This is a genomic window from Exiguobacterium sp. s89 (assembly GCF_018617735.1).
GTDB classification, from domain to species: domain Bacteria; phylum Bacillota; class Bacilli; order Exiguobacteriales; family Exiguobacteriaceae; genus Exiguobacterium; species Exiguobacterium marinum.
Window position 1 is genome coordinate 292,446 of sequence record NZ_JACSKS010000002.1, and the last position, 25,645, is coordinate 318,090.

Below are 25,645 nucleotides of genomic sequence, written 5' to 3' on the forward strand. Positions count from 1 at the left end.
CAGATGTATACCCCGAAGTACTTCCCGCTCCTGTTAGTTGGGACGCTCGTACTGACGGTGCTATGCATCGTGGCATCCCTTGCCTTCGGCTCTCGAACAGTCGGGTGGAATGAACTGCTGGACGGTTTATTCCGTCCGGCTGTTCAGTCGTATGAAGCAGACATTGTCCGGGAGCGGGTCGTCCGGACAATTTTCAGTTTTATGTGTGGCGCAGCACTCGGTGTGGCGGGTGCACTCATGCAGTCGGTGACGCGTAACCCGATCGCTGACCCGAGTATTCTCGGGGTCAACACGGGAGCGGCCCTCGCCGTCGTCATTGGAATCGCGTTCTTCAACATCGCGACGGCGAGTGCGTTCATCTGGTTTGCGCTTGTCGGGGCGCTATTGACGGCCATTTTCGTTTTCGGCATCGGTTCACTCGGAAGGGGAGGGGCGACCCCGCTCAAACTCGTCTTGGCGGGAGCGGCGACAAGTGCAGCATTATCGTCGCTCGTCATGGCTCTTATGATTCCACGCTCAAACGTCATGGATCAGTTCCGCTTTTGGCAAGTGGGGAGTGTCGGTGCGGGAAATCTGGATTCGATTTATACATTTTTACCGTTTCTTCTAATCGGTCTCGTGATTGCGGTAGTGACCGCACCTTCCTTGAACGCACTTGCGCTCGGGGAGGAGATGGCGAAGAGTCTTGGTGTTCGGACGGGGACATTGAAGTTGACCGCCTCGTTCGCAGGCGTGATTCTGTGTGGGGCTGCGACGGCACTCGCTGGACCGATTGGGTTTATCGGACTTCTCGCCCCGCATTTGATTCGACTCGTGCTCGGTCCTGACCAACGCTACCTCATGCCGATGTCTGCCTTAGCAGGTGCCATCATTCTGACCTTCTCGGATGTCATCGGACGTTTGCTTGGAAGTCCGGGTGAACTTGAGGTCGGGATTGTGACGGCGTTCATCGGGGCACCGATCTTGATTCTATTGACAATGAAAGTGAAAGTAAGAGGACTATGATGCAACCAGCGATTGAACAAATCAGACAAGGTCGCATGAAGCGACGCCGTCGTTATGTCGGGATGACGCTTCTTTTGACCATCATAGCGGTAGCATTGAGCGGGTTGATGCTCATGTTGGGCAATACGATTTATCCCGTTCAAGATGTCATCCGCGTCTTGCTCGGGGAAGACGTAAAAGGAGCGACGTTCGCCGTAGAGGTACTTCGTCTCCCGCGTATGCTCGCCGGCGTCTTCGCCGGAGCGGCATTCGGGGCCGCGGGAACGATTTTCCAAACGATGCTCCGTAACCCGCTCGCCAACCCGAACGTCATCGGAATCACGACCGGTTCGAGTGCGGCGGCTGTCTTCTGTATCGTCGTCCTTCAGTCGAGTGAGGCCATCATCTCGATTGCCTCGATTATCGGAGGGCTCGTCACCGTGCTCGTCATCTATTTCCTATCCAAAGGTGCCGCGTTCTCCATTGGTCGTCTCGTATTAGTAGGGATTGGGATTCAAGCGATGCTCACAGCCGTTATCAACTATTTACTGCTAATCAGCCGACAAAACGATGTCGCGATGGCGATGCGATGGTTGACAGGAAGTTTAAATGGGGCGAAACTTGAGGAGTTGCCACCTTTAATCATCACGGTACTCATCTGTTTACCGATTGTACTGTTACTTACCCGTCAGCTTGAAATGCTCGAGCTGGGAGAAATGGCGGCGACAGGGCTTGGAATCAACACGAACCAGACCAGACTTCTACTCATTGTGGCGGCAGTATTCATGCTCGCCCTTGCAACATCGACAACGGGACCGATTGCGTTTATTGCCTTCTTGGCAGGGCCCATCGCGAAACGTCTCGTCGGAATGAACCATGCGGGAATCCTCCCAGCGGCGCTTGTCGGGATTATCTTAGTGCTCGCGGCTGACCTCGTCGGACAATTCGCCTTCACGGCACGTTATCCGGTCGGTGTCATCACCGGCATCATCGGCGCGCCTTATCTCTTATACTTGTTGATTCGGATGAACCAGAAAGGGGACTTCTAAATGGCAACCATTATGAAAGTGGAACATCTCACCTCAGGATACGAGGACAAGATGATTTTGAACGATATCAGCCTTGAAATTCCGAGCAATCAGATCAGCATCATCATCGGTGCGAACGGTTGCGGGAAGTCGACGCTACTGAAGACGATGGCACGCCTCATCAAACCGAGTGCCGGTCAAGTGACGCTTTATGACAAACCGATCTCGAAGATGGCACCGAAAAAGCTAGCGCGTATCCTCGGGATGTTGCCACAGTCCCCGGTCGTACCGGAAGGCATCACGGTCGCCGATCTCGTCGGTCGCGGCCGTTATCCGCATCAATCATTCTTGAAGGGGTGGACGAAAGCCGATTACGAGGCTGTCGCTGAAGCGATGGAGATGATGAACATCACCGAGTTCGCGGACCGTCCGATTGATGAGTTGTCAGGCGGACAGCGTCAACGCGTCTGGATTGCGATGGCACTTGCCCAACAGACGGACGTCCTCTTTTTAGATGAACCGACGACATATCTAGATATCACATATCAAGTCGAAATTCTCGACTTGTTGACGGACTTGAACCGAAAGTACGGGACGACGATCGTCATGGTGCTTCACGATATCAACTTGTCGGCGCGTTATGCGGACTATATCTTCGCACTCGATAAAGGGAAGTTGATTGCCGAAGGGAAGCCATCGAACGTCATCACGTGTGATTTGATTCATCGGGTCTTCAACCTTCGCTGCTCGGTCATGTGTGACCCGGTATCCGGTTCACCGTCCGTCATTCCGATTGGTCGTCATCACGTGCAGACAGAAACAGAAGAAGCGCCCGTCGCGCAACTTGAATTGGTATAACTACGTATAGAGAGTCAAGAAGGGGTGAGCGCTCCTTCTTTTTTTGTTCATTCATGAAAGCGTTTGTAAAAAGTCATTGACTTCTCTTCGGGGTGGGTGTATGCTAAAAATCCTGCCTAAAAATGAGAGGCATGGGGACTGGCATCAGTTCATTCGATATTCGAGAGGAATGACTTAGATGAACCAACAACAATTAGTCGAACGCGCACGCCAATTGAAGGACAATGCGTATTCACCATATTCGAAGTTCCGCGTCGGTGCGGCACTTCTCATGAAGGACGGTACGGTCATCGACGGCGTCAACGTCGAGAACGTTTCGTTCGGAGCAACAAACTGTGCAGAGCGTACAGCGATTTTCACAGCAGTCGCTCAAGGATATAAAAAAGGTGACTTCGAAGCGGTTGCCGTGTCTGGTGACACGGAAGACTTCTTGCCACCTTGCAGCATCTGCCGCCAAGTCATGGTCGAGTTCGGCGATCCTGACTTCAAAGTACTCCTCACAAACGGCAACGCCGATGTGAAAGAAGTGACGCTTGGGGAACTCGTCCCGCTCGCGTTCACGGATTTGGATATGTGATGTTGGGCCCCTCAGATTTCTGAGGGGTTTTCTTATCCAAAAAAGCGAAAAAACAATCGTGGAATGGCCTGTATGACGTAAAGAAGAAGTTCTGAGAAATCGAGGGCTGCAATCCCATACGACCATCCCTCTTCCTCGCGGGAAGTGACCACTTTTCCACGAACTGGTCGCAATCGACCTTTTCATCGAATCGGTTCATAAAATAGCTTGTTAGAAACCATTTACCTGACGAGTAGTCCTAAAAATGCTGAACGTCTATTCGAATCCGTAAAGCAGCTGGAATAGCATAAGTCTGTAGGATAAATATTGAAGTATATAAGTTAGCATTTCAAAACACCCAGTGAATCGTTGGATTCACTGGGTGTTTGTGGTTTCATGTCTTCTCCCTGCTCGAATGATAAAGCGATATTCTTCACTCTTGAAATAGGTTTCGGTGAACTCAAATCGACTACCGTCCATGAGAAATGAATAAAGTTCGACTTTTAGTATTGGCATTCGATCGCTCACCTCGAGCATTTCAGCAATTTCTTTCGCCGGTAAGACCGGGATAAATTCTTGAACACTGTCGGCAATCTTCATGTTCTTGACGTTTTCAATATAATCGTACTTCGACCGTGTCATTACCTCGTACGTTAAATCCGGGAACAATTGGAGCGGAAGATACGTATCTTCGACAATGAGCGGCTCTCCGTTCGCAAAGCGTAGACGGCGAATGTAGTAGACAAGAGCATTTTCATCGAGTTCGAGTATTTCCCTTATTTTTTCAGTCGGAGGTTGCACGGTGAAAGTGAGTACTTTACTCGTGACTTCCTTTCCTTCCCGTTTCATATCTTCAGTGAAGCTTTTTAATTCGTACATATTATGTTCAATCTTTTCGGGTTGCACATACGTGCCACTTCCTTGTCGTTTCCAAAGCAGACCTTCCTCTTGAAGTAGTTTGACGGCTTGTCGAACGGTGACTCGACTTGCTTTGAATTCCTCGACGAGTTGTGCTTCTGTCGGAATCGCTTCACCGGGCGCCCAATCGCCTGCCTCGATAAACGTGCGCATCTCCTGAGCAATCCGCTGGTATAGCGGAGATTTGGCTTTCATGTGGATAACCTCCTGATCTCATACATTCATTACTCATAGTATACAAAAATAAAACGTTTTCAAAAAGGTGTTGACGACTTAAATAATATGTATTAAATTTGTATTGTAATCAATTAGATATGTATTGAAAGGGGAACGCACACATGAAAACACCACAGCGTCTCGTAGTCGTCGGTGGAGGTAGTACGTACACAATCGGCATGATCATGAGTTTGATTGAGGAAAAAGCACACTTCCCACTTCGTTCCATCACGTTTTACGATACAGATGAATTACGTCAAGAACGTGTCGCGAAAGCGAGTGAAGTCATCTTGCGTGAGCATTATCCAGAACTCGAGTCGTTCGAATACACGACGGACAAAGAATATGCCTTCAAGGATAAGGATTTCTTCTTCGTTCAGATTCGAACGGGTGGCTTGGAGATGCGCGAAAAAGATGAACAGATTCCGCTTCGTCATGGCGTGGTGGGACAAGAAACGTGTGGACCGGGCGGAATGTCGTATGGGATGCGCTCAATCGGAGATATGATTGAACTCATCTCTGACATTCGCGCCGGCTCACCGGATGGCTGGATCTTAAACTATACGAACCCTGCTGCGATTGTCGCCGAGGCGCTCAAACGTGCGTACCCGAACGATCAAAAAATATTAAATATTTGTGATATGCCGGCAGCAATTATGGTGAGCTATGCGAAAATTCTAGGTAAAGAGATTTGGGATCTCGTCCCGGAATATTTCGGACTGAATCACTTTGGCTGGTTTACAGGCATCTTTGATAAAGAAGGAAATGAATTAACGGAAGATATCAAACGTGCCATTTTAGAAGACGGCTTCATTCCAGAAGATTCAGAGATTGCGAATGATCCGTCGTGGATCAAGACGTTCAAGCAAGTCGAGAAGATGCTTACAGACTTCCCAGAGTACTTGCCGAACACTTACCTTCAATATTACTTGTATCCATCTGATATGGCAGAAAAAGAGGACGTCACGAACACACGGGCACGACAAGTGATCAACGGCCGTCAAGAACGTGTCTTCTCGATGTGTGACCAAATCATTGCGGACAACTCGCTCGAGAACGTCCACCTAGAAGTCGATATTCACGGTTGTTATATGATTCGAGTTGCGGCATCGTTAGCCTACAATAACGGTGATATTTTCATCGTCATGGTGAAAAATGACGGGATCATTTCGAACTTACCAGACGATGCGATGGTTGAAGTACCGGCGATGCTCACAAATCGTGGTCCAAAACCATTCGCAGTCGGGAAAATCCCACGTTTCTATAAAGGCATGATTGAAGGGCAACTAGCGTATGAACAACTCGTCGTTGATGCGTATTTTGAGAACAGCTACGAAAAAGCACTTCAAGCGCTCACGCTCAATCGTACAGTCGTCGATGCACCGGTGGCTCGTCGAATCTTAGATGATTTGATTGAAGAAAACAGAACGTACTGGCCGGAATTAAAATCGGGTGAGACAGTAGCGATGCGGTAACTAGAGAGGGGAGAAAATCCCCTTTCTCATTGTCTAGATTGATAACGCTTACAAGATGAGGAGTGAATCGAATGAGTCAATGGTTTGGAGTTTTTCAAAAGTTCGGGAAAGCGCTCATGGTACCGGTCGCTTTGTTGCCGGCTGCCGGAATTTTGCTAGGACTAGGTGCAGCACTCACAGGTCCCTTAGCAGATAGTTGGACTTTTTTACAGAACGGAACGGTAGAAGCAATCAGTGCTGGGATGTTACAAATCGGTCTAAGCATCTTTGCGAACTTACCAATCATTTTTGCCATCGGCGTCGCAGTTGGTTTGTCAGGGGGATCAGGGATTGCCGCACTCGCAGCACTCGTCGGATATGTCATTATGAATACGACAATCTCGATCTCACTCGGCATCACGGCAGAAATGGCTGCTGAGAGTGGGGAATACGGGATGTTACTTGGTATTCCTTCCCTTGAAACCGGTGTGCTCGGAGGGATTGCGGTCGGGTTGCTCGCAGTTTGGGTATATAAAAAGTTCCATACGTTCAATCCGCCAGAAGTGTTAGGGTTCTTTGCAGGTGATCGTTCTGTCGGGATTGTGATGGTCTTCTTCTCCATTTTACTTGGATTTGTCATGATGCTCATTTGGCCACCGATTCAATCGGCATTGACTTCAATGGCAAACGTCATCGCAAGTGATGCGACCAATCCGGCATACGTTGGGTTATATGGAATGTTGGAGCGGTTATTGATTCCGACAGGATTACATCATATTTGGTATGCCCCGTTCCTGTGGACATCTCTCGGTGGAACAGCGACGGTCGGTGATGCGGTAGTGAACGGCGATCAATATATTTTCCTCGCTCAGATTGCTGAAGGTGTTGAAGTGACGGCGGGTCGCTTCATGTCTGGTAAGTTCCCGATCATTATGTTTGGTTTACTCGGGGCGGCGCTCGCGATGTATCGTCAGGCTGATCCGGACAAACGTCCCGTTGTAAGAGGGTTGTTGATTGCCGCAGCCGGTACAGCCTTTTTAACAGGGATCACAGAACCGATTGAGTTCACTTTCTTATTCGTGGCACCAATCCTGTATGTTATCCATAGCGTGTTGACGGGGATTTCCTTCGCGCTCATGTATGCGCTCGATACACATATCGGTTGGGCTGGAGGATCGGGGTTGATTGACTATATTTTAGTAAACGTCTTACCAGGAACACCGCGTTGGTGGATGAATATCGTCGTCGGCATTGGGTTCTTCATCGTTTACTATAGTATCTTTACATTTGCCATCAAGAAGTGGAACTTGGCGACACCTGGTCGAGGTGGACAAGAAGCGAAACTGTATACACGGAAAGATTACAATGATAAAAAGTCAGGTCAGTCAGCGATTCAAACGACAGCACTCGCGATTGAGGAGGCACTTGGGGGCCGAGAGAACATTCTCGATATCGACGCTTGCTTCACACGACTACGTGTTGAAGTGAGAGATGTCTCTCAAATCGATGAAGACGAATTAAAAGCACTTGGGGCGGCGGGAGTCGTCAAAGTGAAAAACAACATTCAAGCGATTTTTGGAGGTCGTTCTGACCTATACAAAAATGAATTGTTACGGATCCACAAAGAAATGGATGAAGCAAACTGACAAATGGCTCAACCTCAAAGGTTGGGCCGTTTCAGTCTTTATACGTATAATGCGGCAAGGCGTTTTGTATGCTCCTTCATCATCTCCCGCAACGCACTCGGCGCCTTGACCTCCACTTCCGCTCCAGCCTTCAACAGCTGTCTCGACAAAAACGGAAGCTCTTCTTTAGGGACAACCCACTCATTCAATTCGTCGATATCGGGTAATATATCTTCAAGTAAACGACGACCGAGTGGCGTCAGTTCGAGTGCAACGGTCACACCGACCCGTTCGTCACTTGCCTGTAGTAATGTCACCAAGTCTTCGGATTCAAACGTTTCTTCCAGCAATTGTACCGCTTCGATGCGATCAACCCGATATTGACGGAGTCCTCGTTCGGAGAGCCCGAAGACGTACCACTTCAAGTCAAGGAGTGCCATGCCGACCGGCGCGACGGTGAACGTGCGTTGTCCTTTAGTCGTTCGATACGCTATCTCTATCTTGTTTCGATGTTCAACCGCCTGATAGGTGTTTTTCGTGAACGGAGCCTTTGGAATCTGTTTGTTCCCGAGCCACAGGATGTTTCGTTCCAAGCGATGAATCTTTGTCTCCAAGTCTTGTGGTAATTCGTTCGCGTACCAGTCGGACAGCGTGTTTCTTATATCACCGAATGGCACGTCGGGGATTTGTTCCATCCATTTGAGCGTGAGATAAAGGGCGACTGCTTCTTGTTCGCGGAGGTGGAGTGGCGGCAACAAGCGATTCGGTAACATCTCATAGCCCCCACCAATCCCGGGCACGCTCCAAATCGGATACCCGAGTTCTTCAAGTGACAGCATATCTCGTTGAATCGTACGGATGGAGGCGCCTGTCTCTTGAGACAGTTCTTCTGCGGTAACACGTCGTCCACGATTGAGTAGCCGAATCAGTTGTAAATGTCTTTTTTTCATCGTGACCATTCCCGTCATCTTTTGTCGTGTTTATTCGTTAAGCTGACTATATCACGAATCAAGGAGGAAGATACGATGCCAAATGTAGTGTTATATATTGCGATGAGTTTAGACGGAAAGATTGCTCGGTCGAACGACCAGCTCGATTGGTTGTACGCGGTGGAGGGAGATGGGGACAACGGGTATGCAGAATTTTTCAAAACGATTGGTGCCGTCATCATGGGACGGAAGACGTATGAGGAAGTATTGCAACTCTCAGAAGAATATCCGTATCCAAATATCCCGAACTATATTTTGACATGTCAGCTTGACCGTGAAGCCAAGCATGTCACGTTCACGGATGAACCAATCGAAGAATTGATTGATCGGTTGAAAGGAGAAGTCGATCAAGATATCTGGCTCATCGGTGGTGGGAAAGTCATCAAAGCGGCGATGGAACATGAGTTGATTGACCGTTATGAGATTGCGATTGCGCCGGTCGTGTTAGGGGAGGGAATCCCTCTCTTTCCAGAAGGCACAAAAGAGACGAAACTTCAACTGACGAATCAGCGTGCATCCGGTCAATTTGTGATGGTGACATATCAAAACTAAATTTGAGTCGAGTCCAATCAAGGCTCGATTTTTTGGTGGTATGTAGAATGATAATAATCGACTTACTTTGAATAAGCACGGAATTCATATCTCCGTCTCAATTGGTATTGCCAATGGGAAGAGGAAGTATCTTTATATGATGTGTTTTTTACGAGAAGTTGGAGACACAAGGTGAATCACAGTCGTCTTTTCATTTATCCCTTGAGTCAAAATAAGTGACCTATGTAACCGACCTAATCACACATCCGAGACACCGAGCTGATAAATCTGTTCATCCATCTCTGTCGTGAGATAAGTGAAGTTCAATTTTCTCAATAATGCGATGGACGCCACGTTCTCCTCTAAGACACCGGCTTTGAACGCTTCCGCTCCTCGGTCGGCCAAGTGACGAATCAACTCCGACATCACCTCGAACGCATAGCCTTTTCGAGCGTGAGTGGGCGAAATCGTGTAACCGATCCAATATGTTGTACCTTCCTGCTGGATATACACATCCCCAATCAGTTCACCGGTCACTTGGTCGATGATGGCGAGTTGCGCGCCTTGAAGAAGCGATTGTTCGCCGAGTAGGGCGTTTTCGTATTCTACGTAGCTAAGTCCTTTGAATGACTGATGCTTCATCCAGTCCAAGTCGTTCCGATACGTCATGAACGACTCGATGTCTTGTCGTTCAAACGGACGGATGAGACAGCGGGTTGTCGTAAGTGTTATGGTCATATCATTCAAACCATCTTCTTTTCTTTTTTGAATAGACCGACCAATAGAAGAGCAAGACCACTAAAGAAAATCACAGGAAAAATGAACCACATGATTAGTGCGGCCCAACCGTTCTGCACACTCATTGCGTAGGAGAGTCCGATTGAAAAGGCCAAGGCCGGTGAAATAGGAATCATGAGAGCGACTCCCCATATTTTAAATTTTGTGTTTCGTGATTCGCCCGTACTAAACCAATACGCCACGAACGCGCCTATACTTGCGATGAGATATCCGATTGCGATCGCCAATTCCATCAATCCCTTCTTTACTTTCCACAGTTCAATCTCGCTCATATGTTCCACACTTGTAACGAAATCTCCTGTTCCCATTCAAAAAACCGAGCCCTTGAAGGACTCGGTTTGTCTTCATACATGCTTCCGCTGAAAGGCTGAAATGGCTTCATATTCTTCCGATAGATGACGCGACAGACGAATGTAGATTGGCAAGAGTTCGCGATATACGTTCGTTGCTTCCATGTTCGGTGCATGCTCATGGGTCACTTGCGGAACCTCTTGAAACTCCTGAATGTCCCCAAAGGCATACTCCCCGAGCATGACGGCCCCGAGGCATGAACTTTCGTGACTTTCCGGCACGACGACCGGCGTATCGAAGATGTCTGCCATCATCTGGCGCCATAGGCTCGACTGGGCGAATCCACCCGTCGCATGAATCCGGTTCGGTGCGCCCGTCAACTCGTCGAGTGCGAGCATGACCGTATAGAGATTAAAGATGACACCTTCTAACACAGCACGGATGAAGTGTTCGCGCTTATGGTGAATGCTGAGTCCGAAGAAGGAACCACGGGCGTTCGAATCCCAAAGTGGTGCCCGTTCACCCATCAAATACGGATGGAACAAGAGACCGTCCGCACCTGGTTTGACCGTTTCTGCGATTCGGGTCAACACGTCGTACGCATCAATCCCGAGTCGTTTCGCCGTCTCGACCTCACTTGCCGCGAACTCGTCACGGAGCCAACGGAGGATGATGCCACCGTTATTGACGGGTCCACCGATTACCCAATGTTTGTCCGTCAGTGCATAACAGAAGATGCGACCTTTCGGGTCTTCGACAGGCTCCGAGACGACCGTTCGAATGGCGCCACTCGTCCCGATCGTCACGGCGACAACACCTTGTTCGAAGGCACCGACACCGAGATTTGAGAGTACGCCGTCGCTTGCCCCGATGACGAGCGGGAAGTCAAAACCGAGTGTCTCGGTCACGTCAGGCGTCACGTGTAAAATTTCTGTCGTCGGAACGAGTTTTGACAGACGATCTGGCGTCATACCGGCGATTTCGAGTGCTTCAGCATCCCAATCCCGTTGTTTCAAATTGAATAGTCCCGTCGCTGAAGCGATGGAGTGGTCGACGACGAAGCGTCCCGTCAACCGATAGAAGACATACTCTTTGATGGAGACGAACTTATCTGTCTGTTCAAACACATCCGGATGTTCCGCCTTCAGCCAACGTAACTTCGACAGCGGAGCCATCGGATGAACGGGTGTGCCGGTACGCATATGGAGAGCGCTCGCGTCAAAGTCGCGTTTGATTTCTTGCGTATACGGATTCGCACGACTGTCGGCCCATGTGATGCTGTTTGTGAGCGGACGTCCTAATGCGTCGAGTGCGATCAAGCTGTGCATCGCTGAACTGAATGATGCGAAGCGAATCGGACCATCCGCTTTGGCGCGGACCGCCGAGACGGCTTCGAGCACGGCCCCATAGATGACGACCGGATCTTGCTCGGCCGTCTCCGTACCGGGCGTGAGAAGCGGGTACAACACGTTATGTACCGCCAGTTGTTGATGACCGTTGAACAGGACAGCTTTCGTACTCGTCGTCCCGATATCGACCCCAATCGTAAACACACAATCACTTCCTAACTTAGATGATAAATAGACTAATCAAGAACACGACGGCGAAGCCGGTGAGTCCGATAATCGTTTCCATGATCGTCCATGACTTGAGCGTGTCTTTCACATCGAGACCGAAGTAACGGTTGACGAGCCAAAAACCTGAATCGTTGACGTGCGAGAGGATAATCGCTCCTGAGGCGATGGCGATGACGATCAAACCGAGTGCCGCGCCCGTGATGTTTTGGATTTCGAGTAGCGGTGTGATGAGTCCCGCTGCTGTGACCATCGAGACCGTTGCCGACCCTTGGGCGACACGGACGACCGTTGCAATCAAGAAGGCGAGGACGATTGCCGGAAGTGGTGAACCGGCCATCATTTCACCGAGGACGTCACCGACACCTGAGTCGATGAGTACTTGTTTGAACACACCACAGGCCCCTGTGACGAGGATGATGATCCCGGCTGGTTCGAGTGCTTTCGTTGCAATCTCTTGTACTTCGTCACGTGAATACCCACGGCGTGTCCCGAGGAAGACGAACGTGAGAAGCGTCGCGATCGTCAAGGCGACGAATGGATGTCCGAGGAACGTCAAGAAATCACGGACGGCGTTGCCTTCGTCCAAGAGTCCGCAGAGAGCGTGTTCGCTAAAATCAACACGAGCGGGATCAAGATGAGCGACAAGATCTTTTTGAAGCTCGGCAATTCTTTCGATGTATCGATTTCTTTGAATTCCATGTAATCCGGAATCGTCACATGAATCTTCTTAGCAATATACTTCCCAAAAACAGGACCTGCTAAAATCATGGATGGAATCCCGGCGAGGACACCGAACAAGATGACCCATCCGAGGTCAGCACCAATCAAGTTGGCCACGGCGATTGGACTAGGTGTCGGTGGGATGAAGCTATGCGTGACTGCAAGACCTGCGAGGAGCGGAATCCCGTAGTAGAGAAGCGAACGTCCCGTCTTTTTGGCGAGACCGTATACGATTGGGACGAGAATGATGAATCCAACATCAAAGAAGACCAGGACGGCGACGATGAAGCCTGTAATCCCGAGTGCCCATTGCGCTTTATCTTCTCCGAACTTACTGACGATCGTCTGGGCGAGGCGTTCCGCTCCACCTGACACCTCGAGCATCTTCCCGAACATCGCACCGAGACCGACGACGACGGCGACGAAGCCGAGCGTTCCGCCCATCCCGCTCTGGATGGAAGCGATGACGTCCCCGAGTGGCATGCCGGCCGCGACCCCGACGATGAGACTGACAAGTAACAATGAAACGAATGCATGAAGCTTTGTGCGAATGACTAAAAATAAAAGCAAGAAGATCCCGGCTAAAGCGATCAAAATAAGTGTTGAGCCAGACATTGAGTGTTCCCCATAAATTCCGAATATGTAACCGTTTACAGTTTCTTACAAAGGAAAAGGCCAACTCCCCCGTGACCTTTTCAAACATTCCTTACTTCTTGACGACCGCGTGGCCACCGAACTCATTGCGAAGCGCGGCGACGACTTTTCCAGAGAACGTGTCATCTTCGAGTGAACGGTAGCGCATCATGAGCGAAAGGGCGATAACCGGTGCCGCTGCCTGAAGTTCGAGTGCTGTCTCGACCGTCCATTTTCCTTCACCGGACGAATGCATGACCCCACGAATCTCATCAAGCTTCGCATCTTTCTTGAAAGCATTCTCTGTGAGCTCCATGAGCCAAGAACGGACGACCGAGCCGTGGTTCCAGACACGTGCGACTTGTTCGTAGTCGTAATCGAACGGGCTCTTCTCTAGGATGTCAAATCCTTCCGCGATCGCCTGCATCATCCCGTACTCGATTCCGTTGTGGATCATCTTCAAAAAGTGACCGCTTCCGGCTGGACCTGTATACAGGTAACCGTTCTCGACAGACAAGTCTTTGAAGATCGGCTCAATCGTTGGCCATGCGCTCGCGTCACCACCGACCATCGTACAGGCACCGTTCCGTGCCCCGTCCGTCCCGCCGCTCGTCCCGCAGTCGAAGAACTTGATTTCCTTCTCGGCGAACTGCTCGGCGCGTTCGACCGACAGTTTGTAGTTCGAGTTGCCGCCATCGATGACGATGTCACCTGGTTCGAGTCGCTCATATAGTTCGGCGAGCACTGCTTCTGTGACGTCTCCGGCAGGAACCATCGCCCAGATGATGCGTGGCGTCGACAGCTTGCTCACGACGTCCTCGAGTGTCGGCACAATCGTGAACGCATCCGATGTGACGTCTCCAACGTCCGTCCCAACGACCGTGTGACCGTGGTCACTCAAGTTGAGGGCCAAATTATATCCCATCTTTCCTAATCCAATCAAACCAATTTCCATAATGTCACCCCTAAAAAAGAATTTTTTTCCGTCTCTGCATTCATCGTATCAAAATAAATTCGATTTACAAGTAGGTTTACGGAATTTTTTTCTTTTTATAACAAAAAACCGACCCCCGTTATGGAGGTCGAACGAATCAACTTGATGATGCTTTTTTGAATTGTTGGAAGAAGACTTCGATTTCTTCCGCAGGTAAAGGACGATTGTAGAAATACCCTTGCGCCTGGTTGCATGATTCGGCTTTTAAGAAAGCGACTTGATTCTCCGTTTCGACACCTTCTGCGATGACGTTCAAATCAAGCTCGTGCGCCATGCGGATGATCGTTTTGACGAGGGCGGCGTCTTTCTCATCGCTCTCGATATTCTTCGTGAAGTGTTGGTCGATTTTCAGCGTATCTATTGGGAACAGCTTCAAGTAGCTGAGGGACGAATACCCGGTCCCGAAGTCGTCGATTGAGAGATGGACGCCGAGAGCGACGAGCTCATGCATCGTATCGATGGCCCGGTCTGCACTTTGGATAACGCTTTCTGTCAACTCCAGTTCTAAATACTCTGCCTCGAGACCCGAAGCGTCGAGCGCACGGCTGACGACTTCCGGCAAGTCTTTCTGGGCAAACTGGATGGCCGAGATGTTGACGGCGACCCGGAATGGGGGAATGCCGGCATCTTGCCACGCCTTGTTTTGGCGACACGCCTCGTTCAAGACGAACTCACCGAGACGATGGATACTTCCCGTCTCTTCGGCGATTGGAATGAACTCGCCCGGGGAAATCATCCCAAGTTTCGGGTGCTGCCAACGAACGAGTGCTTCCATGCCAATAACAGTCTCCGATTCTAACTGGATTTGAGGTTGATAGTGAACAGTGAATTCGCCACGACCGAGCCCTTTACGGAGTGCCATCGATAAGTTCGAACGACGGGACACCGACTCATTCAATTCATTGGTGAAGAACTGATAGCCATTTTTCCCGTCTGCTTTTGCCCGATACATGGCGATGTCGGCGTTTTTAATCAACTCATCGGCCGTGTCTCCATCTGACGGATGGAGGCTGATGCCAATCGAGGCACCGGTGAACACTTCCTCGTTCTCAAGCTCGAACGGAGGATGGAGGACGTTAATCAACTCCTGGGCGTGATGGGCCGCCAAGTTACTTTTCGTATGCGGCGACAAGATGATGAACTCATCTCCACCGAGACGTGCGAGCGTGTCCGATGTTTGAATCGTCGATTGGAGGCGGGTCGTGACTTGTTTCAAGAAATGGTCGCCGATCGAATGACCGAAGCGGTCGTTGATGACTTTGAAATTGTCCAAGTCGATATAGAACAAGGCGAATTGTTCAGATTGGCCTTGACCGAGTAATGCATTAAGCCGATCACTGAATAGGCGGCGGTTCGGGAGACCGGTGAGCGGGTCCAAATAGACGAGGTCGTTGATTTGTGCCTCGATTCGTTTCCGTTCACTGATGTCACGGATGATGCTACTGAAAAAGATGCCCTTTCCCGTCTTCCATGTCCCGAGAGACATCTCAATCGGTACTTCGGCACCATCTTTTCGTAATCCGATGAGTTCCACTGTTTGACCGATCACACGTTTTTCACCCGTTGTCTCGTAACGTTTCATGCCACGTTCGTGCGCTTCTCGGAAGCGCTCTGGGATGATGGTGGCCATCGACTGTCCAATCACCTCTTTAGATGTGTACCCGAACAAGTCGGTCGCCCCTTGGTTCCACTGAAGGATGGTGCGATTGTGATCGGCGACGATGATGGCATCCGAGGCAGATTCGATGATGGATTCGAATTTTAATTCTAGTTCTTCCGACTGTGCCTCGAGTTGTGATGCCGTCCGGAGCGAGATGTACATCAAGATGAATAGTGTCATGACGCTCGCCGCGATGACATAGGCGAGGAGGGTGCGATCGATCGCATAGCCACTCAAAGGCTGAGCGACTCCTTCCGTCGGCGTGAAACGGGCTGCGCCCATCCCGACATAATGCATGCTAGAAACGGCAACCCCAATCAAGACCGAACTGGCTAGACGGCGCCAATGAAACCTTGAGACGTTTGGGATATAAAAGAGAATATAAAGTCCGACGAGCGACGCAACGAAGGCGGCGATGGCAGATGCAATCCACATGATGGGGTCGTATGTGAGGATGGCGTTCATTTGCATCGCTTCCATCCCGATGTAATGCATGGAGACGATGCCGACGCTAATCAAGAAGGCACCGAAGACGAGCTGGATGGGTCGTGTCTCCGGATGGCTGATCATCCAAAAGGCAAGTCCGGAAGCGACGACGGCCGGCACGATGGATAATAGGACGATGCCGAGATGGTACGTCACATCATCGTGCAAGTGAAACGCCAGCATACCGATGAAGTGCATGGCCCAAATGCCGAGACCGAGGCTGAAGGCACCAGCGACGACCCACCTGAGTCGCGAGGCGTGCTTCGCATATTTCAAACGACTGCTAATATCGAGAGCGACACCGGCAGCGAAGATGGCGACAGCGATGGAAAGAATGACGAGTGGGAAGTTATATGAGCTACTCAGGTGATGTTCGATGAGAAACAGTCCTTTCAATTTCAAATGGTACAAAGAATGAATGAAAAAGTGCTTTATTAGAGTAGCACACTCGGGAATCACGCTTCTTGCCTACTTTTGTAAGGTGGGTCAATCATTTGCATGAATCACACATTGCGGAATTTTTTTCGAAACGGTATCGTTAGATGAAGAAGAGAAAGGGTGATGCTTGATGGAAAAGATGAACGGGACGGCTCACATCCGTGGCGCCTATTCGACACTGAGTAAGAAAGAACAACGCATTGCCGACTATATCTTGAAACAACCCGAAAAAATTATCCACCATACAATCAATCAAGTGGCAGAAGACCTCGACGTGGCGGAATCGACCGTGTTCCGTTTTTGTCAGCGGGTCGGATTCAAGGGCTACCAGGCGTTAAAGATTGCCCTCGCCTCGGATGTCGTCGCACCGTTGCAAGATATTCATGAAGATATCACGGAGATGGACACGGCGCTTGAAGTTGCCGAAAAAATTTTTTCGACGAACGGGAAGACGATTGAGTCGACTCGTCAGATTTTAGAGGCGTCTTCACTCGAAAAAGCGATTGAGCTGTTTCTCACAGCACGTCGCATCGAATTTTTTGGGAGCGGCGGGTCGGCCGTCGTCGCACTGGACGCCTATCATAAGTTTGTCCGGAGTGGGCTTCAGGTGAGCGCAATCCTTGAATCGCATATGCAACTCATGTCGGCCTCGCAATTGACGACAGAAGACGTAGCCGTCGTCATCTCGCACTCCGGTGCCTCAAAAGAGACGCTCGACATCGCAAAGCTCCTAAAAGAGAAGGGTGTACCGATGATTGCGATTACGAACTATGCGAAGTCACCGCTTTCTAAATTTGCGGACGTATCACTCTACACGGTGTCTCAAGAGACGGCGTTTCGTTCGGAGGCGCTTGTCTCTCGAATCGCTGAACTCAGTCTTGTCGACGCACTGTTCACAACCGTCATGATGCGGCGCGGTGAAGCGGCTCGCACCTCTCTTCAGCAGATGAGTGAAGCGATTTCGCTACGTCGAATTTGAGTGAAACAGGGTTAACTTCTACAAAAAGGTGGAAATTATAAACCCTGAGAGCAAAGCGAGGCTTAGAGAGAGAAGGTGGACCGATGAACCATATTGATTTTTTATCTTCCGACCACTACAACGAGTTCAAACGGTTGGCACAACGGCTCACGGATCCGGGCAGTACCGGTCGAGAATATTTCGCCGCGCTGTATGTGATTGCGGGAAACACCCATGTTCGTGAACGGTTGCTTCCTTATATGGATTTAGAAGCAGGGAAGATCCGGACCTCGACCATCATCGATGACAATACGTTCGATAAACGAGAATTTGTGCTCACCAAGCTCGTCATCCATCTGTATAACTCAAAAGAATGGGTCCTTCCGACCGAGTTGATTGCCTTGCCGGAAGAAGACTATAAGTTGGCGATGCAAGCAATCACGCTATGCCGCAATGAACAATTTGACGGGGTCACGATCCCGAACGACTGAGGACACCCTGTTCCTTTGACGGGGTGTTTTTTTGTTGAGAACGGGTGTGATGATATTTTGTATATGACGGCCGATTTAATCAGGTATAAAAACTTTTGGAAAGGGAACAGCTAATTGTGTTGACTCATTTGAAGGAGGGATTAGATGAAAGCTCTATTCTTGAACTGTACGTTAAAAGGTGGCGACACGACGTCGCATACGGAAGGGTTGATTCGTGATATCTTGCCACACTTCGATTTACTCGGGGTCGAATCAGAAATCGTTCGCATCGTCGACTATAATGTTTCTTTTGGGGTGACGGAGGACGAAGGAAACGGGGATGAATGGCCACGGATTTTTGAGAAGGTGAAAGAGTCAGACATCGTCGTCATCGGCACACCACTTTGGCTCGGTGAGAAGAGCAGCGTTGCGACACAAGTGATTGAACGGTTATACGGTGGTAGCGGGCTGACGAACGAGGTAGGACAGGCGATCTACTACAACAAAGTCGGTGGGGTCGTCGTCACGGGGAATGAAGACGGGGCGAAACATGCGTGTGCCGGCATTCTTTATGCTTTGTCGCATATTGGCTTCACCGTGCCACCGAACGTCGACACGTATTGGGTCGGGGAAGCAGGACCAGGTGACTCATATATCGATGCCGGGCGCGACAACGAGTTCACGAAGTCACATGGGGAAACGATGGCGTATAATCTCGTGCATTTTGCGCGCATGTTGAAGGCACACCCAATCCCGGCAGAAGGAAACAAGATGGAATAAAACATACGGAGGAACAACCATGAACACCTTTCCGAGTAAGACTCAATATTATCAAATGATTGAACTCTTTGAGAAAGCAAATCGGAACTTTCTAAATGACCATCTCATGTTACTAGAAAGTCGGGTTTCTGAAAGGACAATGTGTGGTCAGCTCCAAATCAATATCAATGATTTAATTAAGGGCGATGAGTTTTATGAAGGATATTATGTAGACGTCGAATACAATAGAAATGTGGGAAGAAGGGGTAAGAGAATCCGGAATGATCGATTCGAAAAAGTGAATATCAATTGTGATTTAATTGTGCACAGTCGAGGGAAGGATTTGGAACAGGATAATCTAATCGCCATTGAGATGAAAAAAGTCGAGCAAAGAAGTTTAAGAAAGGAAGAAGAAATTGTTAAAGATAAAGAGCGCTTAATGGCGTTGACTCGACCGAGTTATGGTGAAGATTGGCGATACGATGGTGAAAATTTACCTGATTTCGTATGTCGATTTATATTAGGTGTCTATTATGAAATCAATTATATAAACCGTAAGATATATATTCAATATTATCGGAGTGGAGAAATGGTGGATGATCGAGTCATTGACTTTGCTGAGATTGGATTATAAAGAAGAGCCTCACCTTGATTCAATCAGGTGAGGCTTCATTAACGTGTATTACTCTTTCTTCTCCACTGCATGCCCACCGAACTCATTCCTGAGCGCGGCGACGACTTTACCTGAGAACGTGTCGTCTTGTAGCGAACGTTGTCGCATCATGAGCGAGAGGGCGATGACCGGTGTCGGCACGTCATATTCGAGTGCCGTTTCGACTGTCCATTTCCCTTCTCCTGACGCATGCATGACTCCTCGAATATCATCGAGCTTTGCATCTTTCGAAAATGCGCTTTCGGTCAGCTCCATCAACCAAGAACGGATGACCGATCCATGATTCCATACGCGTGCGACATCCTCATACTCATAGTCGAACGGGCTTTTTTCGAGCACTTCGAACCCTTCGGCAATCGCCTGCATCATCCCGTACTCAATCCCGTTATGCACCATCTTCAAGAAGTGACCACTTCCGCTTGGCCCCGCGTAAAGATATCCCTGGTCGGTCGAGACGTCTTGAAAGAGTTGCTCGATTTTTCCGAACGCCTCCATATCGCCCCCAATCATCGTACACGCTCCGTGACGGGCTCCTTCCATGCCACCACTCGTCCCGACGTCAAAGAAATATATGAGTTTTTCTTTGAAATGGTCGGCGCGCCGCATCGACTCTTTATAGTTCGAGTTCCCTCCGTCGATGACGATATCACCAGGTGAGAGGGCGTCATACAAGTCGTTGAGTACATGCTCGGTCACTTCGCCAGCTGGTACCATCACCCAGATGACACGTGGTGCCTGAAGCGCCGAAACGACTTCTTCTAGCGATGATTTTGTTTCAAATTGACTCGTTGACACATTTCCCGGGTCATAGCCATGGACGTGATGTCCATTGTCCGTTAAATTCAGAGCCAGGTTCAGTCCCATTTTACCAAGTCCAATCATGCCGATTTCCATTCGTTCCACCCCATTTTTAAAATTTACTCTTCTATAGGGCATACCCGAAATACAGCTTGCTCAAAAGGACAGGTTGATTGAGGTGTAGAATGATATAGATGAATACTTTATTGAAAGGCGGGCAGCTATGGGAGAGAATTTGTTTCGTTTGGCGGTGGACGTCAGGCACCGCTTCAAAGATCATCACATAAATGACTATAGCGCGACACTGGCCTTCTTCTGGTTTTTAGCCATCTTCCCGACGTTCTTTGTCCTCTTTGCCGTGATGGCATGGTTTCAAATTGATGATGCACTTCTCATCGAACAGATTGAGACGCTCATTCCAGGTTCGAGTGTCCGTGAGCTGTTGTCGGTCGTCTATGATGTCAGTGGGAATTTAAACGGAGGCTTGTTGTCAGTCAGTGCGATTATCGCGTTTTGGTCTGCTTCGAACGGGACGGCGCGACTCGTCAAACTGACCGTATTCGCTTATGGAGAAACGGAGGCGCGTGGTTACATTTTCCGTCGGTTGATTGGGTTACTCGTGATTTTAGCAGGCAGTATAGGTGCCGTCATCTTGATTGTCTTTCATCTATTTGGTCAGGAGTTTGTTCAACTTATTTATGCTCTTTATCCTGAAGTCGAAGAGTTTGACCGGTTGTCGACGATGACACGCTATACGGTCTCAACGCTCATCCTGATTATTGCATTCTCACTTTTCTATAAAATCGCACCACAACAGCGTGTGCGGTTCATGGAAACGATTCCGGGAGCCGTGTTTGCGGTCATCTCGTGGCAATTGTTATCAACCGGATACAGTATCTATGTCGAACGTTTCTCAATCCTCGGTGACACATACGGCACGATTGGTGCGGTCATCTTGCTGCAAATTTGGCTCTATTTGACGGCTGCGACGATGCTGATTGGTGCGGAAATCAATGCGGCTTGGTCGAACCATATGACACGTCAACCGGAGAGGACGCACTTTCCGTGACAAATGAGGGGATATGACTATCATTTTTTGTGAACATACTTTAAAACAACCCGACCGCCGGGAATAAAATAGTACTATTTCACGGAAGAAGGTGTGGCCACGTGGCGAAACAACGTAAACCATCAAAGTGGAAAATCGTACTAGGGGTTGTAGCAGGCGTCATGGCCTTGTTGCTCATTACAGGTGGAGCATTTGTCTGGTCGATGGTACAGGAAGTCGATGACACGGTTGCGCAAGTGAATGACAATTTAAAGATTAGCAAAGAACGTAAACAAGTGGAGACAATCGAACGAAAAGAAGCGGTTTCGATTTTATTGTTAGGAATTGACCGTCGGGGGAGCGAACAAGGACGGAGTGACTCAATCATCGTCCTGACGCTCAACCCTGAACTCGATGAAGGAGCGATGCTGTCGATTCCGCGGGACACAAAGACGGAGATTGTCGGAAAGGGGACACGTGACAAAATCAATCATGCTTATGCATTTGGTGGGGCCGAAATGGCCATGAACACGGTCGAGAACTTCCTCGATATCCCGATTGATTATGTCATCGAAACAGATATGGAAGCGTTCAGTGATGTGGTCGATGCGCTCGGCGGGATCACGGTCATGAACAAATTCGCCTTTGCGACAGACGGATTTACGTTTCCTGTCGGTGAAGTGAAGTTAGATGGAGAAGCAGCGCTCGCTTACACCCGAATGCGCTATGATGATCCGAATGGTGACTTTGGACGACAAGAACGTCAGCGAGACGTCGTCGCCGCCATCGTCGAACAGGGGCGGACGGACTTCTCTCTCGACAAGGTCACTGCGTTACTCGATGTCGTCGGAAATCAAGCGAAGACGAATATCGAACTCAATGAATTCGTCTCTTTGTCGACAGACTATATGAACGCATTTCGTAATGCGAGCGTCTTACGACTAGAAGGTACAGGAGGTTTAGAAGGGGATGGAATCTATTATTGGAATCCGGACGAGACCTCGTTGAGTGGCCTACAGGAAGAATTGAAGCGATTGATGGAGTGAGCTGTCTGACTAAGGTCAGGCAGTTTTTTTGTTTCAAACCGAACAGAAAGTGGGAGAAATAAAGAGATGCCAAGGAGGGATGAATCATGAAATGGGAAGCGATTGAAGAAGTGCTCCATGAACTCGGGGACACCGCACGACAAGACTGGAACCGATTGTTTGAGAAGTGGTCGAATCATCACTGGCACGATCATGAGCACCCTTCTGAAAAAACAAATATCTTGTTAGTGGATGCAGGCTTTATCCTCACGGACGGAAGAGCCAATTTAGAGGCGCTCCATCAATTGTTGGCGGATCACGTCCAAACGACAGTGAGTGACCTCTATCTCGTCTCACTGTTTCCATACAAAACGAGACAAAATGATACAGCCATCGACTCGCGCGTGCAACTGTTTGAAGATTTGGGGCGTTTCACGGATGAGTTTGATCTCATGTACGAGATGGTACCTGAAGCGTATAGCGAACATCAATTTGACCTGATCACCGAAACGGATGCACTCATTGAACGTTTAGCGTACGGAGCGACGAAAATCAGGGTTCACGTGGAATCGTTTCGTGGAATCGAACCAGAACGAATTAAACTAGTCCTCAAGCTGTGGAGAATGGTCATGCATGCGTATAAGCCGAATGCACAACTCGTCGTCGCCAATGAGCGAGTCGATTCTTCTCTCGTGTACGAGCAAGAGGCGGATGTCGTCTGTCATTTTGATTTATCTAGTCATGTAATCTTAGCGTTTGCGCAGTCGGATGTGACAAGGTTGGCAGACTGGGTGAGACAGGTTCATCCGCTATCATCGGATAAAACGTATTTTAATTTCCTATCTTCAGCGGAACGCGACCCGTTTGAGAAGAATTTAATGGATGCTACACCTGATGCGATTCTTGCTGCACACAGTGTGCTGTTCTCGCTTCAGGGCATTCCGTTGATTGACTACCGAACACTGTTTGGAGCGGCACAACCAATCGAGCAAGACGAGTTGCTTCAAGCGCTAAAGCGTGATCCGAACCGCCTTCGTGTCTATGAGGGTATATTGAGTCAATTGAACGTCAAACGACTCCACCCGGCATTTTCACCTTATATAGGTCAAGAAGTGGTGAGTCTCGATCGTCGTATCTTTGTGGTCAAACGACAGCACAAAGATGAGACGCTTCTCTTATTGACGAATATGAGTGAAGAGACGGTGCAAACCGACTGTGAGGGGATGAGTCTTTTCACAGAAGAGCGGATGACAAATGTAACGCTTCGCCCGTATGAATACGTTTGGCTAAAACAATCTCACATTGGAGAGTGAACCCTCATGATCGATGTACATTGTCATTTGTTGCCTGAGGTGGATGATGGCCCACGTACAATCGAAGCGTCACTTCAACTGGCGAGACGCGCGGTGGAAGAAGGTGTGACATCGATTGTCGTGACGCCTCATGCGTATCATCCGTACTTTGAAACACGACATCACGATGTGGCGCTAGAAGTCGCACAATTGCAGCAACGACTAGACGAAGAAGGCATTTCATTAACTTTATACGTCGGACAAGAAATTCGAATTTTTGGGGAGTTGGTTGAAGCACTTGAGTCTGGGGAAGCACATTCACTCGCCGGATCTCGCTATGTACTCGTGGAATTACCGAGTCAAAGCATACCGGCGTACACGGAAGCGTTGTTTTTTCAACTCCAAACGGCGGGTTACATTCCGGTCATCGCGCATCCTGAACGGAATCGCGAACTCGCGCTTCATCCTGAAAAATTGCATCATCTCGTATCGTCTGGCGCATTGTCGCAGGTAACGACAAGCAGTTTGACGGGGCAATTCGGAAGACAGGTGCGGGAACTGGCGCTTACGTTCATCAGTAACGGCTTGAGTCAAATCATCGCGTCAGACGCTCATAACGTAGAACATCGCGATTTCAATTGGCGAGCAGCGAAACAAGAAGTCGTCAATGAACTAGGAGAAGAGATGTGGGAGCAACACCTCCATTTCACGGAGCAAATCTTAGCAAATAAACAGATTGCGATGAACCCACCACGATTGCCAGAGAAAAACTGGCGGGGGCGTTGGAAGTGGTAAAAAACTACCCGATTACGAATCAACCGGTCATGGTCGGCCACAGGTAACTAGAGATACTGACCCTTGATGGGCGCTAGAAACACAGTACGATTTGTCTCGAGTTGCAGGTGTCCCCGGATAGCACGACTTCGATTCAACTTAAATCGGGTGAGCTATATCACTCGCGGACAGTGTAATGGTTTGGGATGGAATGTACTAAAAGACCTGATGACGCAGTCGCGTTGTCAGGTCCATTTTCGTTAAGTTCGCAAATATTCTTCGATTAATACATCAATTAAGACAAATAATGGAGAACGAGGCGTGATATCATATCCTGATCGTGATTCTGTTGGGAAAGCCGTACTCAAGTTAAAGTGGACAAGTTGAGATACCGTACTATCAGCCGCGTTAGTGAAGGCGAATAGTTGAGCTCCGGTGAAACGGAGCTTTTTTACGGATTGGATGAGGGTTTGTGTCTCGCCGCTCATCGAAATGAAGATGACAACATCGTTCGGTTTCAGTAAATTTGGCAACAAGTCGATTAAATGTGATTCGTAAGCATGCATGGCAGGCTTGTTTGCTTGAATGAGTCGTTGAGAAGCATACTCCCCGACCGTTTTTGTTAAACCTACAGATACGATAAAAATAGAAGGGGCTTGTTTAATAATGTTACCCATTCGTTTTAAACGAATGGGATCGATTTGATCGAATGTTTCGGTTAAAAATGGGATATACTCCTGTATAAATGATGAATAAGCAATCGTTTTTGATTGGTTCATTTGTTTCAATTTATATTTTAAATCAGAGAAACCTTCTAGTCCGAGTTTATGTGTCATTCGAATGACTGTCGTTGTAGAAACACGCGTTGCCTCAGCCAGTTTGACCAGTGTCAAGGCATCTATATCATCGATGTGGTTATCCAAATAATATAAGACAAGCTTCTCTGATTCACTTAACTGTTCCATTTCATTATGAAACGTAGCAATGATTTTCCCCATCTAACCCCTCCTTATTCCTTGTACAATTATACACAATCCGTACAAAACGAAAAGCACTACCATGATAAAAATAGAGTGTAGATGAAAGCGCTTC

Annotated in this window: 24 protein-coding genes and 1 pseudogene; 15 read left to right on the forward strand and 10 right to left on the reverse strand. The window is 48.9% G+C overall.

The features are described 5' to 3' along the window. Positions 1-3: 3 nt before the first annotated feature. The 4 genes from KNO96_RS07525 to KNO96_RS07540 all read left to right on the forward strand — a co-directional run bounded on the left by KNO96_RS07525 (position 4) and on the right by KNO96_RS07540 (position 3,447). On the forward strand, positions 4-1,005 hold the full coding sequence (locus tag KNO96_RS07525) for a FecCD family ABC transporter permease (protein ID WP_483297384.1): 1,002 nt from the start codon (positions 4-6) through the stop codon (positions 1,003-1,005). Next, positions 1,002-2,033: a FecCD family ABC transporter permease gene (locus tag KNO96_RS07530; protein WP_214703213.1), complete on the forward strand. Its 1,032-nt coding sequence runs from the start codon at positions 1,002-1,004 to the stop codon at positions 2,031-2,033. Before KNO96_RS07525 ends, KNO96_RS07530 begins: the two co-directional genes overlap by 4 nt. Next, the gene (locus KNO96_RS07535) at positions 2,034-2,870 is read left to right on the forward strand and encodes an ABC transporter ATP-binding protein (RefSeq protein WP_214703214.1); all 837 of its coding nucleotides are present in this window, start codon (positions 2,034-2,036) and stop codon (positions 2,868-2,870) included. 178 nt (positions 2,871-3,048) lie between these two features. Next, a complete protein-coding gene (locus tag KNO96_RS07540; protein ID WP_074035820.1) occupies positions 3,049-3,447 on the forward strand; it encodes a cytidine deaminase in 399 nt (132 codons plus the stop codon). A gap of 354 nt (positions 3,448-3,801) precedes the next feature. Here KNO96_RS07540 and KNO96_RS07545 read toward each other — a convergent pair whose 3' ends face one another. Next, positions 3,802-4,539 carry a GntR family transcriptional regulator gene (locus KNO96_RS07545; RefSeq protein WP_214703215.1) on the reverse strand — a complete coding sequence of 246 codons (738 nt, stop codon included), beginning with the start codon at positions 4,537-4,539 and terminating at the stop codon, positions 3,802-3,804. A 143-nt stretch (positions 4,540-4,682) separates the two neighbouring features. Between KNO96_RS07545 and KNO96_RS07550 the strand changes: the two genes are divergently transcribed. Together KNO96_RS07550 and KNO96_RS07555 are read left to right on the forward strand one after the other, a co-directional pair. Then, positions 4,683-6,035, forward strand: coding sequence for a 6-phospho-alpha-glucosidase (locus tag KNO96_RS07550; RefSeq protein ID WP_214703216.1), 1,353 nt, complete (start codon positions 4,683-4,685; stop codon positions 6,033-6,035). Between the two features lie 71 nt (positions 6,036-6,106). After that, positions 6,107-7,660, forward strand: a complete 1,554-nt coding sequence (locus KNO96_RS07555) for a PTS transporter subunit EIIC (protein WP_214703217.1) — start codon at positions 6,107-6,109, stop codon at positions 7,658-7,660. 38 nt (positions 7,661-7,698) lie between these two features. Here KNO96_RS07555 and KNO96_RS07560 read toward each other — a convergent pair whose 3' ends face one another. Further along, on the reverse strand, positions 7,699-8,589 hold the full coding sequence (locus tag KNO96_RS07560; RefSeq protein ID WP_214703218.1) for a helix-turn-helix transcriptional regulator: 891 nt from the start codon (positions 8,587-8,589) through the stop codon (positions 7,699-7,701). 75 nt (positions 8,590-8,664) lie between these two features. On the opposite strand from KNO96_RS07560, the gene KNO96_RS07565 reads away from it, so the two are divergent. Next, positions 8,665-9,180 (forward strand): dihydrofolate reductase family protein, encoded by a 516-nt coding sequence (locus tag KNO96_RS07565; RefSeq protein ID WP_214703219.1) that lies wholly within the window; start codon positions 8,665-8,667, stop codon positions 9,178-9,180. Between the two features lie 237 nt (positions 9,181-9,417). Here the strand turns inward: KNO96_RS07565 and KNO96_RS07570 are convergent, their stop codons facing one another. The 6 genes and pseudogenes from KNO96_RS07570 to KNO96_RS07595 all read right to left on the reverse strand — a co-directional run bounded on the left by KNO96_RS07570 (position 9,418) and on the right by KNO96_RS07595 (position 16,777). Beyond that, a complete protein-coding gene (locus KNO96_RS07570) occupies positions 9,418-9,897 on the reverse strand; it encodes a GNAT family N-acetyltransferase (protein WP_251125107.1) in 480 nt (159 codons plus the stop codon). Between the two features lie 5 nt (positions 9,898-9,902). Continuing rightward, entirely contained in the window at positions 9,903-10,229 is a 327-nt protein-coding gene (locus KNO96_RS07575; protein ID WP_251125136.1) for a hypothetical protein, read from the reverse strand. A gap of 72 nt (positions 10,230-10,301) precedes the next feature. After that, a complete protein-coding gene (gene gntK, locus KNO96_RS07580; protein WP_214703221.1) occupies positions 10,302-11,801 on the reverse strand; it encodes a gluconokinase in 1,500 nt (499 codons plus the stop codon). A gap of 16 nt (positions 11,802-11,817) precedes the next feature. Beyond that, a pseudogene (locus KNO96_RS07585) lies at positions 11,818-13,160 on the reverse strand (GntT/GntP/DsdX family permease). 91 nt (positions 13,161-13,251) lie between these two features. Continuing rightward, on the reverse strand, positions 13,252-14,133 hold the full coding sequence (gene gnd / locus KNO96_RS07590) for a phosphogluconate dehydrogenase (NAD(+)-dependent, decarboxylating) (RefSeq protein ID WP_214703222.1): 882 nt from the start codon (positions 14,131-14,133) through the stop codon (positions 13,252-13,254). A 136-nt stretch (positions 14,134-14,269) separates the two neighbouring features. Then, positions 14,270-16,777, reverse strand: a complete 2,508-nt coding sequence (locus KNO96_RS07595; protein ID WP_353047591.1) for an EAL domain-containing protein — start codon at positions 16,775-16,777, stop codon at positions 14,270-14,272. Positions 16,778-16,886: 109 nt separating this feature from the next. Here KNO96_RS07595 and KNO96_RS07600 point away from each other — a divergent pair, with 109 nt between their 5' ends. The 4 genes from KNO96_RS07600 to KNO96_RS07615 all read left to right on the forward strand — a co-directional run bounded on the left by KNO96_RS07600 (position 16,887) and on the right by KNO96_RS07615 (position 19,577). Continuing rightward, positions 16,887-17,735, forward strand: a complete 849-nt coding sequence (locus KNO96_RS07600) for a MurR/RpiR family transcriptional regulator (RefSeq protein WP_214703223.1) — start codon at positions 16,887-16,889, stop codon at positions 17,733-17,735. 83 nt (positions 17,736-17,818) lie between these two features. Beyond that, a complete protein-coding gene (locus tag KNO96_RS07605) occupies positions 17,819-18,205 on the forward strand; it encodes a hypothetical protein (RefSeq protein ID WP_012727263.1) in 387 nt (128 codons plus the stop codon). 144 nt (positions 18,206-18,349) lie between these two features. Next, positions 18,350-18,964: a flavodoxin family protein gene (locus KNO96_RS07610; protein WP_214703224.1), complete on the forward strand. Its 615-nt coding sequence runs from the start codon at positions 18,350-18,352 to the stop codon at positions 18,962-18,964. Positions 18,965-18,983: 19 nt separating this feature from the next. Further along, positions 18,984-19,577 (forward strand): hypothetical protein, encoded by a 594-nt coding sequence (locus tag KNO96_RS07615; RefSeq protein ID WP_214703225.1) that lies wholly within the window; start codon positions 18,984-18,986, stop codon positions 19,575-19,577. A 48-nt stretch (positions 19,578-19,625) separates the two neighbouring features. On the opposite strand, the gene gnd (KNO96_RS07620) is transcribed toward KNO96_RS07615, so the two are convergent. After that, complete coding sequence (gene gnd / locus KNO96_RS07620) at positions 19,626-20,552, reverse strand: phosphogluconate dehydrogenase (NAD(+)-dependent, decarboxylating) (RefSeq protein WP_274356607.1); 927 nt, start codon at positions 20,550-20,552, stop codon at positions 19,626-19,628. An 85-nt stretch (positions 20,553-20,637) separates the two neighbouring features. On the opposite strand from gnd (KNO96_RS07620), the gene KNO96_RS07625 reads away from it, so the two are divergent. The 4 genes from KNO96_RS07625 (at position 20,638) to KNO96_RS07640 (ending at position 24,574) form a co-directional block, all read left to right on the forward strand. Further along, on the forward strand, positions 20,638-21,483 hold the full coding sequence (locus tag KNO96_RS07625) for a YihY/virulence factor BrkB family protein (RefSeq protein ID WP_214703226.1): 846 nt from the start codon (positions 20,638-20,640) through the stop codon (positions 21,481-21,483). A 101-nt stretch (positions 21,484-21,584) separates the two neighbouring features. After that, complete coding sequence (locus KNO96_RS07630) at positions 21,585-22,508, forward strand: LCP family glycopolymer transferase (protein ID WP_214700037.1); 924 nt, start codon at positions 21,585-21,587, stop codon at positions 22,506-22,508. 86 nt (positions 22,509-22,594) lie between these two features. Beyond that, complete coding sequence (locus tag KNO96_RS07635) at positions 22,595-23,800, forward strand: alpha-amylase family glycosyl hydrolase (protein WP_214703227.1); 1,206 nt, start codon at positions 22,595-22,597, stop codon at positions 23,798-23,800. Positions 23,801-23,806: 6 nt separating this feature from the next. After that, entirely contained in the window at positions 23,807-24,574 is a 768-nt protein-coding gene (locus KNO96_RS07640; RefSeq protein WP_214703228.1) for a tyrosine-protein phosphatase, read from the forward strand. A gap of 239 nt (positions 24,575-24,813) precedes the next feature. On the opposite strand, the gene KNO96_RS07645 is transcribed toward KNO96_RS07640, so the two are convergent. Beyond that, entirely contained in the window at positions 24,814-25,551 is a 738-nt protein-coding gene (locus KNO96_RS07645; protein WP_214700031.1) for a MurR/RpiR family transcriptional regulator, read from the reverse strand. Positions 25,552-25,645 lie beyond the last annotated feature (94 nt).

Coding starts and splice junctions, on each gene's coding strand:
- KNO96_RS07600 (WP_214703223.1), top strand. CDS start 16,887: ATGGAAAAGATGAACGGGACGGCTCACATCCGTGGCGCCTATTCGACA.
- KNO96_RS07570 (WP_251125107.1), bottom strand. CDS start 9,897: ATGACCATAACACTTACGACAACCCGCTGTCTCATCCGTCCGTTTGAA.
- KNO96_RS07555 (WP_214703217.1), top strand. CDS start 6,107: ATGAGTCAATGGTTTGGAGTTTTTCAAAAGTTCGGGAAAGCGCTCATG.
- KNO96_RS07635 (WP_214703227.1), top strand. CDS start 22,595: ATGAAATGGGAAGCGATTGAAGAAGTGCTCCATGAACTCGGGGACACC.
- KNO96_RS07535 (WP_214703214.1), top strand. CDS start 2,034: ATGGCAACCATTATGAAAGTGGAACATCTCACCTCAGGATACGAGGAC.
- KNO96_RS07540 (WP_074035820.1), top strand. CDS start 3,049: ATGAACCAACAACAATTAGTCGAACGCGCACGCCAATTGAAGGACAAT.
- KNO96_RS07610 (WP_214703224.1), top strand. CDS start 18,350: ATGAAAGCTCTATTCTTGAACTGTACGTTAAAAGGTGGCGACACGACG.
- KNO96_RS07545 (WP_214703215.1), bottom strand. CDS start 4,539: ATGAAAGCCAAATCTCCGCTATACCAGCGGATTGCTCAGGAGATGCGC.
- KNO96_RS07605 (WP_012727263.1), top strand. CDS start 17,819: ATGAACCATATTGATTTTTTATCTTCCGACCACTACAACGAGTTCAAA.
- KNO96_RS07645 (WP_214700031.1), bottom strand. CDS start 25,551: ATGGGGAAAATCATTGCTACGTTTCATAATGAAATGGAACAGTTAAGT.
- gnd (WP_214703222.1), bottom strand. CDS start 14,133: ATGGAAATTGGTTTGATTGGATTAGGAAAGATGGGATATAATTTGGCC.
- KNO96_RS07615 (WP_214703225.1), top strand. CDS start 18,984: ATGAACACCTTTCCGAGTAAGACTCAATATTATCAAATGATTGAACTC.
- KNO96_RS07625 (WP_214703226.1), top strand. CDS start 20,638: ATGGGAGAGAATTTGTTTCGTTTGGCGGTGGACGTCAGGCACCGCTTC.
- KNO96_RS07550 (WP_214703216.1), top strand. CDS start 4,683: ATGAAAACACCACAGCGTCTCGTAGTCGTCGGTGGAGGTAGTACGTAC.
- KNO96_RS07640 (WP_214703228.1), top strand. CDS start 23,807: ATGATCGATGTACATTGTCATTTGTTGCCTGAGGTGGATGATGGCCCA.
- KNO96_RS07530 (WP_214703213.1), top strand. CDS start 1,002: ATGATGCAACCAGCGATTGAACAAATCAGACAAGGTCGCATGAAGCGA.
- KNO96_RS07575 (WP_251125136.1), bottom strand. CDS start 10,229: ATGAGCGAGATTGAACTGTGGAAAGTAAAGAAGGGATTGATGGAATTG.
- gnd (WP_274356607.1), bottom strand. CDS start 20,552: ATGCCCTATAGAAGAGTAAATTTTAAAAATGGGGTGGAACGAATGGAA.
- KNO96_RS07525 (WP_483297384.1), top strand. CDS start 4: ATGTATACCCCGAAGTACTTCCCGCTCCTGTTAGTTGGGACGCTCGTA.
- KNO96_RS07560 (WP_214703218.1), bottom strand. CDS start 8,589: ATGAAAAAAAGACATTTACAACTGATTCGGCTACTCAATCGTGGACGA.
- KNO96_RS07565 (WP_214703219.1), top strand. CDS start 8,665: ATGCCAAATGTAGTGTTATATATTGCGATGAGTTTAGACGGAAAGATT.